This is a genomic window from Kitasatospora sp. NPDC088861 (genome assembly GCF_044750105.1).
GTDB lineage: Bacteria > Actinomycetota > Actinomycetes > Streptomycetales > Streptomycetaceae > Kitasatospora.
Window position 1 is genome coordinate 38,436 of the sequence record NZ_JBIVJF010000038.1, and the last position, 13,143, is coordinate 51,578.

General features: G+C 72.3%; 11 protein-coding genes. 7 read left to right on the forward strand and 4 right to left on the reverse strand.

Annotated features, from left to right (window positions below; translation table 11 throughout):
• The first annotated feature begins 3 nt into the window (after positions 1–3).
• The 4 genes from ACIP37_RS34805 to ACIP37_RS34820 are packed head-to-tail and all read left to right on the forward strand — an operon-like array spanning position 4 to position 2,483.
• Positions 4–219: an MbtH family protein gene (locus ACIP37_RS34805; protein ID WP_363587266.1), complete on the forward strand. Its 216-nt coding sequence runs from the start codon at positions 4–6 to the stop codon at positions 217–219.
• Positions 220–230: 11 nt separating this feature from the next.
• A complete protein-coding gene (locus ACIP37_RS34810) occupies positions 231–1,490 on the forward strand; it encodes a cytochrome P450 (RefSeq protein ID WP_400845161.1) in 1,260 nt (419 codons plus the stop codon).
• 30 nt (positions 1,491–1,520) lie between these two features.
• On the forward strand, positions 1,521–2,258 hold the full coding sequence (locus tag ACIP37_RS34815; protein WP_400812231.1) for an SRPBCC domain-containing protein: 738 nt from the start codon (positions 1,521–1,523) through the stop codon (positions 2,256–2,258).
• Between the two features lie 33 nt (positions 2,259–2,291).
• Positions 2,292–2,483, forward strand: a complete 192-nt coding sequence (locus ACIP37_RS34820) for a hypothetical protein (RefSeq protein ID WP_244293816.1) — start codon at positions 2,292–2,294, stop codon at positions 2,481–2,483.
• 56 nt (positions 2,484–2,539) lie between these two features.
• Here ACIP37_RS34820 and ACIP37_RS34825 read toward each other — a convergent pair whose 3' ends face one another.
• The 3 genes from ACIP37_RS34825 to ACIP37_RS34835 all read right to left on the reverse strand — a co-directional run bounded on the left by ACIP37_RS34825 (position 2,540) and on the right by ACIP37_RS34835 (position 5,632).
• Positions 2,540–4,612 carry an alkaline phosphatase family protein gene (locus ACIP37_RS34825; RefSeq protein WP_400812233.1) on the reverse strand — a complete coding sequence of 691 codons (2,073 nt, stop codon included), beginning with the start codon at positions 4,610–4,612 and terminating at the stop codon, positions 2,540–2,542.
• Positions 4,609–5,109, reverse strand: coding sequence for a hypothetical protein (locus ACIP37_RS34830; RefSeq protein ID WP_400845164.1), 501 nt, complete (start codon positions 5,107–5,109; stop codon positions 4,609–4,611). The genes ACIP37_RS34825 and ACIP37_RS34830 overlap by 4 nt, the downstream gene beginning before the upstream one ends.
• 175 nt (positions 5,110–5,284) lie before the next feature.
• Positions 5,285–5,632: a hypothetical protein gene (locus ACIP37_RS34835; RefSeq protein WP_363587261.1), complete on the reverse strand. Its 348-nt coding sequence runs from the start codon at positions 5,630–5,632 to the stop codon at positions 5,285–5,287.
• A 612-nt stretch (positions 5,633–6,244) separates the two neighbouring features.
• Here ACIP37_RS34835 and ACIP37_RS34840 point away from each other — a divergent pair.
• Positions 6,245–8,101 (forward strand): protein kinase domain-containing protein, encoded by a 1,857-nt coding sequence (locus ACIP37_RS34840; protein WP_363632664.1) that lies wholly within the window; start codon positions 6,245–6,247, stop codon positions 8,099–8,101.
• Between the two features lie 43 nt (positions 8,102–8,144).
• On the opposite strand, the gene ACIP37_RS34845 is transcribed toward ACIP37_RS34840, so the two are convergent.
• On the reverse strand, positions 8,145–11,093 hold the full coding sequence (locus tag ACIP37_RS34845) for an AfsR/SARP family transcriptional regulator (protein WP_400812237.1): 2,949 nt from the start codon (positions 11,091–11,093) through the stop codon (positions 8,145–8,147).
• Between the two features lie 272 nt (positions 11,094–11,365).
• Here ACIP37_RS34845 and ACIP37_RS34850 point away from each other — a divergent pair, with 272 nt between their 5' ends.
• Positions 11,366–11,872, forward strand: a complete 507-nt coding sequence (locus ACIP37_RS34850; RefSeq protein ID WP_363587258.1) for a SigE family RNA polymerase sigma factor — start codon at positions 11,366–11,368, stop codon at positions 11,870–11,872.
• 67 nt (positions 11,873–11,939) lie between these two features.
• Complete coding sequence (locus ACIP37_RS34855; RefSeq protein WP_363632660.1) at positions 11,940–12,740, forward strand: hypothetical protein; 801 nt, start codon at positions 11,940–11,942, stop codon at positions 12,738–12,740.
• Positions 12,741–13,143: the final 403 nt, after the last annotated feature.

Consider the following 13,143-nt stretch of genomic DNA (forward strand, 5'->3'; position numbering starts at 1 on the left):
CCCATGACCAACCCCTTCGACGACCAGGACGGCACCTTCCTCGTGCTCGTCAACGACGAGAACCAGCACTCGCTCTGGCCCCAGTTCGCGGACGTCCCCGACGGCTGGACCGTCGCCCACGGCCCTGACACCAACGCCGCCTGCCTGGAGTACGTCGAGAAGTCCTGGACCGACATGCGGCCCAGGAGCCTCGCCGACGCCATGGACGCCCAGCGGTAACGCGGCCCGTTGTGAATGCGACCGACACCACGGACGAGGCCCGCCCTGGGGCGGGCCTCGCCCCGCCCCACGACTTCGCCGCGGACCTGCTCACCCCCGAGGCCCGGCGGGACCCGTACCCGTTCTACGCCCGCATGCGGCGCGAGAGCCCGGTCCACCGCAGCGCCGAGGGCATCTGGCACCTCACCCGGTACGCCGACGTCGAGGCGGCCCTGGGAGACCTGCGGCTGTCCAACGACCGGGACCGGATGACCCGCGCCTACGGCGCGCTCGGCGGCGACCTGAAGGCCTTCAGCCGGCTCACCGACCGGCTCGGCCGGGTGATGACCAACACCGACCCGCCGGACCATGCCCGGCTGCGCAAGCTCGCCAACCGCGCGTTCACCGCCCGGCGGGTCGAAGCCCTGCGCGACGGCATCCAGCGGATCGTCGACCGGCTCATCGACGAGGCGCTCGCGGCGGGCCCGGCCATGGACCTGATCGAGGCGGTCGCCTCCCCGCTGCCGATGTCCGTCGTCTGTGAGCTCTTCGGCATCCCGCCCGAGGACCGCCCGCAGGTCAAGACCTGGTTCCGCCGCTTCGGCCGGCTGGGCGAGGACATCGACAAGTCCGAGGAGGCGATCGGGCAGTACGAGGAGTACCTGTCCGGGCTCATCCGGCAGCGCCGGCGCGAACCGGGCGACGACCTGATCAGCGCCCTGGTCGCGACGCAGGCGCAGGACGACCGGCTCACCGACTCCGAACTGCTGTCCACCTGCTTCGTCCTGATCACCGCGGGCGACGAGACCACCACCCACCTGGTCGGCAACGGCGTGCTCGCCCTGCTGCGCCACCCCGGCCAGCTGGCCCGGCTGCGCGAGGACCCGGGGCTGATCCGCGGCGCCGTCGAGGAGCTGGCCCGTTACGACACGGTGACCCAGGCGATCGTCCGGGTCGTCGCGGAGGACCTGGAGATCGGCGGACGGACCCTGCGGGAGGGCGAGTTGGCGTACCTGTTCCTCGGTGCGACCAACCGCGATCCCGAGCGCTTCGAGGACCCCGACCGGCTCGACCTGACCCGCCCCGGCAACCGGCACCTGAGCTTCGGCCACGGACCGCACTTCTGCCTCGGCGGCCCGCTGGCCAAGCTCCAGGTGGAGGTGGCCGTCAGCACGCTGGTCCGCCGGCTCCCGCAGCTGCGGCTGGCCGACGAAGCCGCCGGCGGGGCGGCCCTCGAATGGCGGCCCAACCCGCTGCAACGGCGGCTGAGCGCCCTCCCGCTCACCTACTGACACCCGACCGACGACGAAGGAGAACCGACCATGACCCGAGAGTTCGAGGTCCGCAAGGAACAGGACCTGCCCGCGACACCCGAACAGGTCTGGGCCGCGGTCGCCACCGGCGCCGGCAACCTGGGCTGGCTGTACCCGATGGAGGTCGAGCCGCGCGTCGGCGGAAAGGCCACCCGGTCCGACAGCACCGTCGTGGTGTGGGAGCCGCCGAGCCACTTCGCCGTCCGGGCGACCCTGGGCGACGAGTTCTCCAACACGCTCAGCTACCGGATCGAGCCGGTGGACAGCGGAACGAGCCACCTGCGGATGGGAATCCACTGGGTGCACGAGGGCGTCTGGGACGCGACCTGGGACACCAAGGCGGACGCGGCCGAGAAGCACGTCCACTTCTACCAGCACGGCCTCGCCGAGTACCTGCGGCACTTCGGCGGCCGCCCCGCCGTCTACGTCAAGGCCCAGCGCCCCGAACCCACCGCCGACCCGGCCGACTTCGCCGCCCTGCGCCGACGCCTCGGCCTCGCCGAGGACGCTGCCGTCGGCGACCGGCTCGAACTCCACGTCCCCGGTACGGACGGCGGCCCGGAGGCGGTCGTCGTGGACTGGCTCAGCCCCGACTTCATCGGCCTGCGCGGCCCGGACGCGCTGTACCGGTTCTTCAACGGCGGCACCTGGAACTGGCCGATCTGGCTGGGCCACCACCTGTTCGCCGAGGGAGCGGACGAGGAGCAGGCGACCAAGGCGTGGAGCGCCTGGCTCAACGGCTCCTGACCCGCCGTACGACAGACAACCGGAGGATCACTGGTGGAAGAAACACTGCTCTACGCCGCCGAACTCGTCGAGGAGGGCGGCACCTACAAGCTCGTCGTGCAGGACGTGGTCCGGGACACCGTCCAGGTCACCCCCGTCCCCAAGACCGCGGTGGACAGGCTCCCGACCTTCCTGTCGGTGCTCAGTGCCAAGCTCAACCCCGCACCGGCCCGCGGCCGCCGGTAGGACGCCTCACACCCGAAGAGGCCGGCGCCGCGCCCCGGCGCCGGCCTCTTCGCCGTTCAGCCGCTGATGCTCGGCCGGCCGTTCTCGACGTGGCCCATGAGGCGGCGGCGGAAGGACGCGTCCTCGGCGATCGCGAGGTCCAGGTCGTACCAGCCGTCGGCGGCATCGGTGTCCCAGGCGAGGACGAGGGGTTTGCCCGTGACGACGGTCCCGGTCAGCGCCTTCGCGGTGCTGTAGTGCCGGGGCGCCACGGTGACGGTCTGCGGCGTGGCGCTCGGCGACGTGATCGTCAGGGTGAGAACGCGCTTCGGGGCGGTGGCGATGGCGGTGGCCACGGAGGTTTCGGCTGCGGCCCCGGCGGCCTTCCCGGCGAACTCGCGGCGGAATCCGTTGGGGCCGGTGAGGTAGAAGTCGTAACTTCCTCCGCGCACCGGCACTTTGGTGGCGGGCGTGGTGGTGCCGAGCACGTCGAAGTGTCGAGGGGCGTCGTAGGCGCCGGACGTGCCGACGTTGTCGTACAGGGTCAGGTGGACGGCGGCGGCGCCGGTGTTGGTCGGCTGGAGGACGAACGCGCCCTGCTTCTGGTCCAGGGCGCCGTGGGCGTCCGGCTGGTACGGCAGCGGGCGGGCCAGGCGCCGGGTGGGGTCGGCGGGTTGCGGTGGCGGGTCGCCGGTGCGGTCGAAGTCGAAGACCGAGGTGAGGTTGCCGGCCACGGTGCGCCGCCAGCGGCTGATGGCGGGCTGCCGTACGCCCAACCACTCCTCCAGGAACCGGATTTGTGAGGTGTGGTCGAAGACCTGGGAGTTGACGTAGCCGCCCACGGTCCACGGGGAGACGACGATCATCGGCACGCGCATGCCCAGGCCGATGGGCTCCTTGCCGACGTACTCGTCGTCGACGCCCTGCGGGGGCACCGGCGGCGGCACGTGGTCGAAGAAGCCGTCGTTCTCGTCGTAGCTGATGAACAGCACGGTGGAGTCCCACATGTCCTCGTCGGAGGCGATGACGTCCAGGACCTGGGCGACGACCTCCTCGCCGGTCATGGGGGCCGAACCGCCGTCGCCCGGGTGCTCCGAGTCCGCGTCCGAGGGCACCAGGTACGAGACCCGGGGGACCCTCTTCGCCGCCACGTCCTGGGCGAACGCGTAGACGAAGTCGCGGTAGTTCTTCGGGTTCTGCTTCGAGTCCGGCGGGGGCGGGCAGCGGAAGAGCCCGCGGTCGTAGAGGCTCCGGTCGGCCGGCGGCAGGTCGGCGACCGCCTTGGCGAGGGCCTCCACGTCCTCCGGGCGCACGCGCTTCGGATCCTTGTAGAAGTCGTACAGGCTCAGGTAGTCGAGCTTGGCCGTCTTCAGCACGGTCTGGAAGATCCGCTTGAACTCGGCGTGGAAGTCCAGGTTGTTGTCGTAGTAGTTGTCCCAGCCCTGGTAGACGCGCCAGCTGATCCCGTCGGAGCCGAAGGGGTCGTTGTTGCCCTCCAGGATCTCGGGATAACTGGACCAGTTGTAGCCCGGCGTCCGGTCCCCCGCGTAGGTCGCATCGGGGTTCTCGCGGTCGTGCGCGGCCGATCCGGTGACCCGCGACCCGTCGGGCTCCCAGCCGCCGAATCCGCTGAAGAGGTAGTTGCGGTTCGAGGTGGTCTCGCTCATCACCGAGCAGTGGTAGGCGTCGCACACGGTGAACCGCTCGGCCAGCGCCCGGTAGGTGCCGACGACCTCCGGCTGGTCGAAGTAGCCCATCGTGACGGTCCCCTTGGCCTTGATCCACTGGTCGTAGCGGCCGTTGTTCCACGCCTGGTGGCCGGTGGGCCAGGTGTGGGCCGCCGGCTCGGCCGTACCCTGGTCCGGTCTGAGCTGGTAGGGCCTCCGGGGCGTGGACGGGTGGTCCGGGTCGGGCTGGTCGAGGACGGTGCGGCCGTCGGTCCCGGGGAACGTGACGAGGTTGCGGTCGTCGTACCCGCGCACTCCTCGGAAGTTGCTGCCGAAGTAGTGGTCGAAGGAACGGTTCTCCTGCATCAGGAAGACCACGTGTCGGATGGCCTTCAGACCGCCGGGGCGGGGTTTGCGCTTGAGGGCCTTCAGCAGCGAGTCCGGCAGCGACGGAGCGCTCTGCGGGGAGTGGGGAGTGTTCACGCGTTCTCCTGGTCCGGCGTGGCGGGCGAACCGGAGGGTGCGTTCTCGGTGGCCCGGAGGTAGTCGAGGTAGATGAGGTCGCCCTTGGCGCCCTTGTTGAGATCGGTGTCGACGCGGGTGTAGCCCGTCTCGGGAGGGATCTCCTGCGATCCGTCCTTCCAGTGCGTGACGGTGAGGTCGACGACGGGCCGGCCTGCGCCTTCCTGGCGGGTGACGGCCAGGAACAGGGCCGTGCCGTGTACGGGCGTCCCCCTGTTGAGGTCGACCGGCAGCTTCTGGTACCCGGCGGGCGGCTTCTCGTCGTCCTTCAGGACGCGGATGCCGGTGACGGGCCGGTCGTCGGCGGACCGTTCGAAGACGAGGTACAGGTAGGCGCCGTGCGCGCCCTTGTTCAGGTCGACGTCGATCCACTCCCACCCGGTGGGTGTGTGGAACGGACTCCGCACCGGGTCGTCGTAGGCGACCAGGACGTTGACGTCTGTGACGAACTGACCCATGGGCAGGTCTCCGATCGGAGCGGGCGAACGTGGGCGGGGGAGGTGGGGTGGACGAAGGGACCGACGGCTCGGGGCACGTACGGGTACGTGAGACGCCCGGCCGGGGGCGGCCCGGCCGGGCGTCCAGCGCTGGGATGCGGCGGGTCCGGTGCGGTCCGGGCACCCGAGGCGGCCGTCAGCCCTTGGTGAGGCCTTCCCACTCGCTCAGCGGCGCCGGACCGTAGGTCTTGGTGTCCTTGTGCGGCTCCCCGTTGGCGACGTTGATCCGCACGAACCGGTCGCCGGAGAAGACCCAGTACTCGTTGCTGCCGTCCGGGACCTTCATGACGGCGTCGATCTTCGCGAAGTCCGACAGGCTGGGCCAGTCCTCGCGGATGGTGCCCTTGAGGATGAGCTTGTCCGGGTACGGGTGGCTGCTCGTCACGGTGATTTCGACGCGCCGGTAGTCGGTGTTGGAGAACACCCAGAGCTGGTTCGGCTTGTCGGGAACGGCCATCACCGCGTCGACACGGTTGAAGCCCATGCGTGAGCCTTTCTGAATTCATCTGTTCGTGTGCCGCCGAAGCTGTGCTCGGGCGGATCTGAGGCTCAGTCCCATGGCTCGCGTGCGGCGAGGAATGTCGGGGAGGAGCGCCGCGAACCACGCTAGGTCGGCCGGTCCGGGGGCGCGATGCGAAAAGGCCTGGTGACCTGCATTCCAGTGACAGGTAATTTTGCTACGAACCTTTGGCGCGAGAAGCGCGAGAAGTCGGTCCGGCGCTTCGGGAGGCCTTGACGGCCTGCTCCGCGGCCGTCCGGGACCGAGGACGAGCCGCCTCCCCGCCGACGGCTTCCGCGAGGCTCGACGACGGCGTTCCTTCGAGTGGACCGGTGACCGGTGACCGGTCGCAGCCGGGGGAGTGTGCCTGACACCCCACCCGGTCGGCTGCGTCAACGCGGCCGTCGAGACGCGGGGGCGTGGGGTGGGGCATGGGGCGGGAATGGCTTGAGTCGATCGTGATTCATATGATGGACAGCCAGTAGTTGTTTTGCCGGTGTCATGATCCTCGGAGGGCGCCCCGGACCAAGGTGCGCCCATGGAACCGGGCCGGTCTCCGGATTCGCTCCGGTCCTCGGGCTTGATTCAGGGAGTATCATGCGCGGCACCGTGCTCGCCGACCGCTACCGGCTGGTGGACCTGCTGGGCGGCGGGTCGATGGGCGACGTGTGGCTCGCCGAGGACGAGGTCCTGGGCCGCCGGGTCGCGGTCAAGGTGGTGAAGCCGGCCCTACTGGACGAATCCGGCTTCGCCGAACGCTTCCACGCCGAGGCCCGCGTCATGGCGCAGCTGCGCCACCCGGGCATCGTCGGCGTCTACGACTACGGGCACAGCGCCGTGGACGGGCGGCCCTCGGTCGGCTACCTGGTCATGGAGCTGATCGACGGGGAACCGCTGAGCGCCGTGCTGGAGCGCCGCGGCGCGCTGCCGGTGGAGGAGACCCTCCGGATGGCGCTCCAGGTGCTGGAGGCGTTGGAGGCCGCGCACGAGTCCGGGGTGGTCCACCGGGACATCAAACCGGCCAACCTGATGGTCCGCGGCGACCGGACGGTGATCGCGGACTTCGGCATCGCCCGGCCCGGCTGCGACGCCCGGCTGACCGTACCGGGCATGGTGCTCGGCACCGCCGCCTACCAGGCGCCCGAACAGGCCTCCACCGGGACGGTCACCGCCTCGGCGGACCTCTACGCGCTCGGCGTCGTCCTCTACGAATGCCTCGCCGGCAAGCTCCCCTTCGACGGGGAGACCGCCCTCGAACTGATCCTCAAGCACCTGACGGAGCCCGTGCCGCCGCTTCCGGAGGACGTGCCCGCGCCGGTGTGGGCGCTGGTCGAGCGGGCGATGGCCAAGGATCCCGGCGAGCGCTGGCCCGACGCGGCGGCGATGGCCGCGGCGGTACGGGACGCCCTCGCACCGGCCGAGGAGACGGCGCCGCCGGCTCCGGTCGGGCCCCGGCCGGTCGCCGGACGCGCACCGTGGGCCAGGTTCCGCCTGCGCGGGCTGATCGGGGTGACGGCGCTGTCGCTGCTCTGCGTGGTCGGGGCCTCCGGCGCGACGGTGATCCGGTCCGACGAGGACGGCGCGCCGGACGCCGCCGCCGTCGCGGGCCCGGTGGCCGGCCTCTCGGGCCCGGCCGTTCCCGCGGCGGTGGCAGCCGACCGCCAACCCGCCGGACAGCAGCCCGCCGAGCCGACGGCCCCGGTGCCGTCGGCCGGACCGGAAGCGGGCGGGAGCCCCACGCCCGGCGCCGAGCCCGAGCCGGTCGCCGGGCGGACCTCCGCCGGGCCCGTCCGGCCCGGTGTGCCGGTTCCGGCCTCCGGCGCGCCCACCGCCGGCCAGAACCCGGCCCCGCCCGCGCCGACCTCCGCCTCCCCGTCCCAGCCCGGTGTGCCGGCTCCGGCCTCCACGGGGCCCACCGCCGGCCAGAACCCCGCCCCGCCCGCGCCGACCTCCGCCGTCCCGTCCCCGCCCGCTTCCCACGAACCGCCCACGCCCACACCGTCCGCGACGTCGGCGCCGCCCACGCCGCCCACACCGGAGCCGAAACCGCAGCCGCAGCTGCCCTCCCAGGCACAGATCGCCAGCGTCGGCGGCGCGCTGGACAACTCCTACTCCGGGGACCAGAACGGCAACCGAGTCGGCACCTTCAGCGTCAACGGCACGTCGGCCCAGGTGTGGCGGCTGGAGAAGGTCTTCGAGGGGAAGTACTTCCTGCGCAACGCCTCCAGCAACTACACCAAGGTGCTGGACCTGGACACGGGCGACGGGCGCGTGCAGATCTGGACGAGCCCGCCGTTCACCGACAACCAGCTCTGGTCCTTCACGCAGGTTCGGGGCGGCTACCAGATCGTCAACGGCGCCACCAAGGGCTGTCTGACGTCCGACGGAGCCGGTTACTACGTCAGGGTGGCGGCCTGCTCGAACGCGGAGAACCAGGTGTGGGAGCTGCGCTGAGCCGTCGGCCCGCCAGCCGAACACCCCCGGGGCGAGGGGAGGATCACGCCGGCAGCCAGGACGGCCACTGCCGGCGGGGCCGGTCGGCGGCCCCGCCGAGGCCGATCAGGGCGCGCAGCCGGTCGGCTTCGGGGGAGCCGATGGAGGCCAGGATGTCGTAGGCCTCCGACCGGCACGCCCGGGCCGCGTCCTCGGCGGCGCCGCGGTCGGCGAGCGCGTCACCGAGCGCCGCCAAGGCCAGCCCCCGCCCGCGGCGGTCGCCGTCGAGCGTCAGCACCTCGACCGCCCGGTCGGCCGCCTCCACCGCCTCGTCGCCGCGGCCGACGGCTCGCAGCGACTCGGTGAGCCGCAGGAGCGTGCGGCCCGTCCGGCGCCGGTCGTCCGGCCGCAGCAGGGCGAGGGCGCCGCGGTGGTGGCGCAGGGCCTGCTCGAACTCGCCGCGATCGTGGGCGATCGTCCCCAACGAGTCGAGGGCGAGCGCCTGGAGCTCGTGGTCGGCGAGCTGGTGGCAGATCAGCAGGGACTGGTCGACGACGCGGACCGCCGCCTCGGGCCGGCCGAGCTCGGTGAACGCACCGGCCAGGTTGAGCAGTTCGCCCGCCACCGAGCGCCGGTCGCCGAGCCGTTCCCAGACCGCGATCGCCGCCGCGAAGCCGTCGACCGCGTCGCCCGGCCGACCGACCTGAAGGAACAGGGCGGCCAGCGAGGCGTGGGCCAGGGCGAGCAGCGGCCCCGGCAGGCCGTGGGCGATGCACAGGTCGCGGGACCTGATCAGCTCGCCGAGGGCCGCGGGTTCGGAGCCGACCTCGGTCAGCAGCCGACCGAGCACCAGCCGGGCCCTGACCTCGGCCGTTCGGTCGCCCTGCCGGACGGCGGCCTGGAGCAGGACCTTGGCCGCGTGCCCCAGCGGCCGGGCGGCCTGGCCGGTCTCGCACAACAGGCTGCCCCCGAGCAGCAGTTCGGCCACCAGATCGAGCCGGGGTGGCCGGGGGAGCCCGGCGTACTGGCCGACCAGAGCGCCGATGCCGTGGTACTCGCCGCGACCGCGGGCCACCGCGCGGCAGTCGGGAGCGTACGGTGCACCGGCGCCGGTCAGGGCCGCGCGGGTGGCGGCCGGGCCGAGGGCCGCGACGGTCTCGGCGTGCTGGCGGATCACCAGGCGGGTGAGGACGGCGGCCGGGCGGTCCGCCTCCGGGGCCGAGCCCGTGCCGGCCTCGACGTCGGCCGCTGTCTCCGGGACGAGCCGCTGGGCGAAGGCACGCAGCAGGTCGTGGTACCGGTAGCGGTCCGGCGGCGCGGTCTCCAGCATCGAGCAGTCGACCAGCGACTCGGCCAGCTCCTCGGCCTCGTGCTCGGGCAGGTCGAGCACCGCCGCGACCGCGCCCGGCGACAGGTCGGGCACGTCCGGCACCGCCAACAGACAGAAGGCCCGGGCCTGGTCGGGCGTCAGCTGGTCGTAGCCGAAGCGGAACGCCGACTCGACGGCGAGGTCCTCGGTGCGCAGCACGTCCAGCCGGCGACGATTCTCGGACAGCTTGTCGAGCAGCCGGGCCATGGTCCAGCCCGGCCGGCAGGAGAGGCGGGCGGCGAGGATGCGCACGGCCAACGGGAGGTGACCGCAGAGCCGCACGAGCTCCCGGGCCGTGTCCGCCTCGGCCCGCAACCGCTGCCCGCCGACCACCTGGCCGAGCAGGTCGAGGGCCTCCTCCGGGGCGAAGGCCGGCAGCTCGACGACGTGCGCGTTGGGAAGTGAACCGAGCCTGGCCCGGCTGGTGACGAGCACGGCGCAACCGGGCCGGCCGGGCAGCAGCGGCCTGATCTGTTCGGCGTCCCGGGCGTTGTCGAGGACCATCAGCACGCGTCGGCCGGAGAGCAGCGAGCGGAACTGGGCGGAGCGTTCGGCGAGCCCGGCGGGCAGCGCCTCCGCCGGCACGCCGAGGGCGCGGAGGAAGGCGCCCAGCACCTCCTCGGGCGGGGTCGGGCGGCCGTCGGCCCCGTGCAGGTCGACGTAGAGCTGGCCGTCGGGGAAGTCGGCGGCCAGGCCGTGCGCGACATGGACGGCCAGGGCCGTCTTGCCCATGCCGCCCAGGCCCGACACCGTCGCCACGGGCACGGTGCGGGGCGCGAGCAGGACGGCCCGCACCGCTTCCGTCTGCGCCTCGCGGCCGGTGAAGTCGGCGAGGTCGGCCGGTACCTGGGTCGGCCGGATCGGCGCGTGGTACGGCGGGCGGGCCGTGGTGGTGGTGTCGGGCCGGGGCGGCGCGGGCGCCACGAGGGCGGTGTCGGCCACCAGGATCCGGCGCTGCAACTCGCGCAGACCGGGCCCGGCGGCGACGCCGAGCTGCGCCCGCAGCCGCCGGTCCGTGTCGCGGTACACGCTCAGGGCCTCGGCCTGCCGCCCGGCCCGGTAGAGGGCGAGCATCAGCAGCTCGGAGAACCGTTCCCTGAGCGGGTGCTCGGCCGCGACCGCGGTCAGTTCGGCGACGGCCTCGCCGGACGGTCCGGCCTCGATCTCGGCCTCCAGACACGACTCCAGGACGGTCACCCGGCGTTCGGTCCACTCGCCGCGCTGCCGCTCGGCATAGGGGCCGGAGAGTCCGGACATCGGCTCGCCCTGCCAGAGGGCCAGTGCCAGGCGCAGCGTCGCGGCGGCGCGGGCGTGCTCCCCGGCGCCGCTGAGCTCCTTCGCCGCGCCGACGAGCTCCTCGCAGCGGTGGGTGTCCAGCTCCCCGGGATCCACGGTGAGCAGGTAGCCCCCGCTGAGCGAGGTCAGCGGGGCGGGCCCGAGGACGCGGCGCAGGCGGTGGACGTACGTCCGGATCACGGCTACGGGCTTGGCGGGCGGCTCCTCGCCCCACAGGTCGTCGACGAGCTGACCGGTCGACACGGGGTGGTTGGCCCTCAGCAGCAGCGAGAGCAGCAGGTTCCGCTGCTGCGGCGACCCGAGTGCGAGTTCGCCGCCGTCCCGCCACCCCCGTATCGGTCCCAGCACCGTGAACCGCAACCCACCCACCGACCGTTCCCCTCTGCCTGCAAACGAACCCCCGGGCGCATGATACCGACCGCATCACCGCTGGCCGGGGCTGCTTCTCGCGGGGTCGGCCGCGGGGAGACGAAGGGGAGACGAAGGTGTCCGTAGAGGGCGGCCGACGCGGCAGCGGTGAAAAAAAAGAAGGTGCCCCGCCCGCGCGACATGCTGACGCCTTACGTAGTCATGAGGGGTATGCACGGGGATCACAGGACAAGGGAACAGGCGGGAACCGAGTGAAATCAGCACAGGAGGATGAGTACCTGGCGTTCGTGGCGGCGAGGGCGAAGGCGCTGTACCGCTCCGCGTACGTCCTCGCGGCCGGCGACGCGCATCTTGCCGAGGACCTGGTCCAGGAGACCCTCAGCCGGGTGTACGTGCACTGGAAGCGGGTGGCCAAGGCGGACAACCCGGCCGCCTACGCCCAGACGGTCCTGGTCCGCACCTTCCTCAGCCTGCGGCGTCGACGGAGCAGCGGCGAGCGCCCCATCGGGAACATGCCCGACAGCGCGGCGGCCGGCCCCGACACCGCACTGCGACTCACCCTGTTGGACGCGCTCGGCCAACTTCCGCCCCGCGACCGGGCGGTGCTGCTGCTGCGCTACTGGGAGGACCGCAGCATCGAGGAGACCGCCCGGATGCTCAAGCTGAGCAGCAGCGCGGTCCGCTCCCAGGGCACCCGGGCGCTCGGCAGGGTGCGTGCCCTGCTCGGCGACAGCCTGTCCGACCTGGTTCCGCACTGAACATCGGTGCGCGCAGGTCGAAATCGCCACGAAGCCCCCATCAGCGACAGAAATAGGTGACGCCAGCATGCCGTTCGAAGCAGACCTCGCACACGCCCTGGACCGCACGACCGACTCCCTCGAACCAGACCTCACCACGCTCATGCGCGGAGCCGTCCAGCGCGGGCGAAGCCGCCGGCGTCGGCGCACGGCCGGCGTCATCGCCGGGGTCGGCGCCTGCACCGTGATCGCGGCGGCCGGCCTGGTGATCCCCGACGTGCTCGCCGGGATGCACTCCGAAGGATCCGACATCAGGGTGGCGGCGATGGCGATGCCGCGTTCCGCGATCACCGACACCCAGATGATCCAGGCTCTGGAGGCGACGTTCCCCGGCGGCCGGTTCAGCGCGGAGAGCGGGCAGAGCAACAACCCCTCGGATCCGTCCAACGGGCGCGTCGCCAACGGCGGACTGGTCCTCGACGACGGGCACGGCGCCGCCTTCGTCGGTGTCTCGGCCGTGCGGCTCCAGCTGCCGCTCAAGGACGGCGACGGGCTGAGCTGCGAGTGGCAGCCCAAGCGTGACGGTGACACCTGCAAGATGAGCGAGCTGCCGAGCAGCGCCGAGATTCCCGGCGGGGCCCTGGTGATGTTCCAGCAGAACGCGGCCGCGCACCCGGTCCGTCCCGACACCGCCCGCCGCTGGACGGTGACGGTGACCCTGAAGTCGACCGGCGCGCAGCTTCAGATGGTGCAGTGGAACAGCACCGGCGGCGGCACCGGCGCCGAGACGCCGAAGCCGACCCGTGCCGCTCCTCCGCTCTCCGAGCAGCAGGCGGTGGCCGCACTCACCGGTGCCGCCTGGGCGCCGATCCTCGGCGCCGTCGGCTGACCCTGCGCGTCGCGTTTCGTAGGGGGTGCGTCCGCCGAGGTCGAGCACGGTCTGTCCGTGCTCGCCTTGGCGGGCGCGCCCTGGGCTGGGCATTTGTTTCGGGCGCTGAGTAGGGGTACTGTCAGCCAGTCGCTCGGCAGGGAGCACCGGACACGCATCGGCGCGGACGGTCCCGGGGCGGCCAATCCTTTCGAAACACCACGTCCCGGGTTCGGGCCGGGTCGGCTTGCCATGTGCGAGCGAGGCCCGGTGTGTATATCGGTGTGCTCGTTTTATTGGATTGCGGTCGATTCGCTTTTCGGAGTGGAGATCGGCTAGAGTTTGAAACGTCGGACGGGGCGTCAAGCCGCAGAAGACACCAGCGAGTTGGATGAACGAAGCGCCGGAAACGGAGCGGAAAACA

Excerpts from the sequence above, each read along its gene's own strand:
- ACIP37_RS34805 (WP_363587266.1), top strand. The coding sequence starts at position 4 with ATGACCAACCCCTTCGACGACCAGGACGGCACCTTCCTCGTGCTCGTC.
- ACIP37_RS34815 (WP_400812231.1), top strand. The coding sequence starts at position 1,521 with ATGACCCGAGAGTTCGAGGTCCGCAAGGAACAGGACCTGCCCGCGACA.
- ACIP37_RS34830 (WP_400845164.1), bottom strand. The coding sequence starts at position 5,109 with ATGGGTCAGTTCGTCACAGACGTCAACGTCCTGGTCGCCTACGACGAC.
- ACIP37_RS34835 (WP_363587261.1), bottom strand. The coding sequence starts at position 5,632 with ATGGGCTTCAACCGTGTCGACGCGGTGATGGCCGTTCCCGACAAGCCG.
- ACIP37_RS34840 (WP_363632664.1), top strand. The coding sequence starts at position 6,245 with ATGCGCGGCACCGTGCTCGCCGACCGCTACCGGCTGGTGGACCTGCTG.
- ACIP37_RS34855 (WP_363632660.1), top strand. The coding sequence starts at position 11,940 with ATGCCGTTCGAAGCAGACCTCGCACACGCCCTGGACCGCACGACCGAC.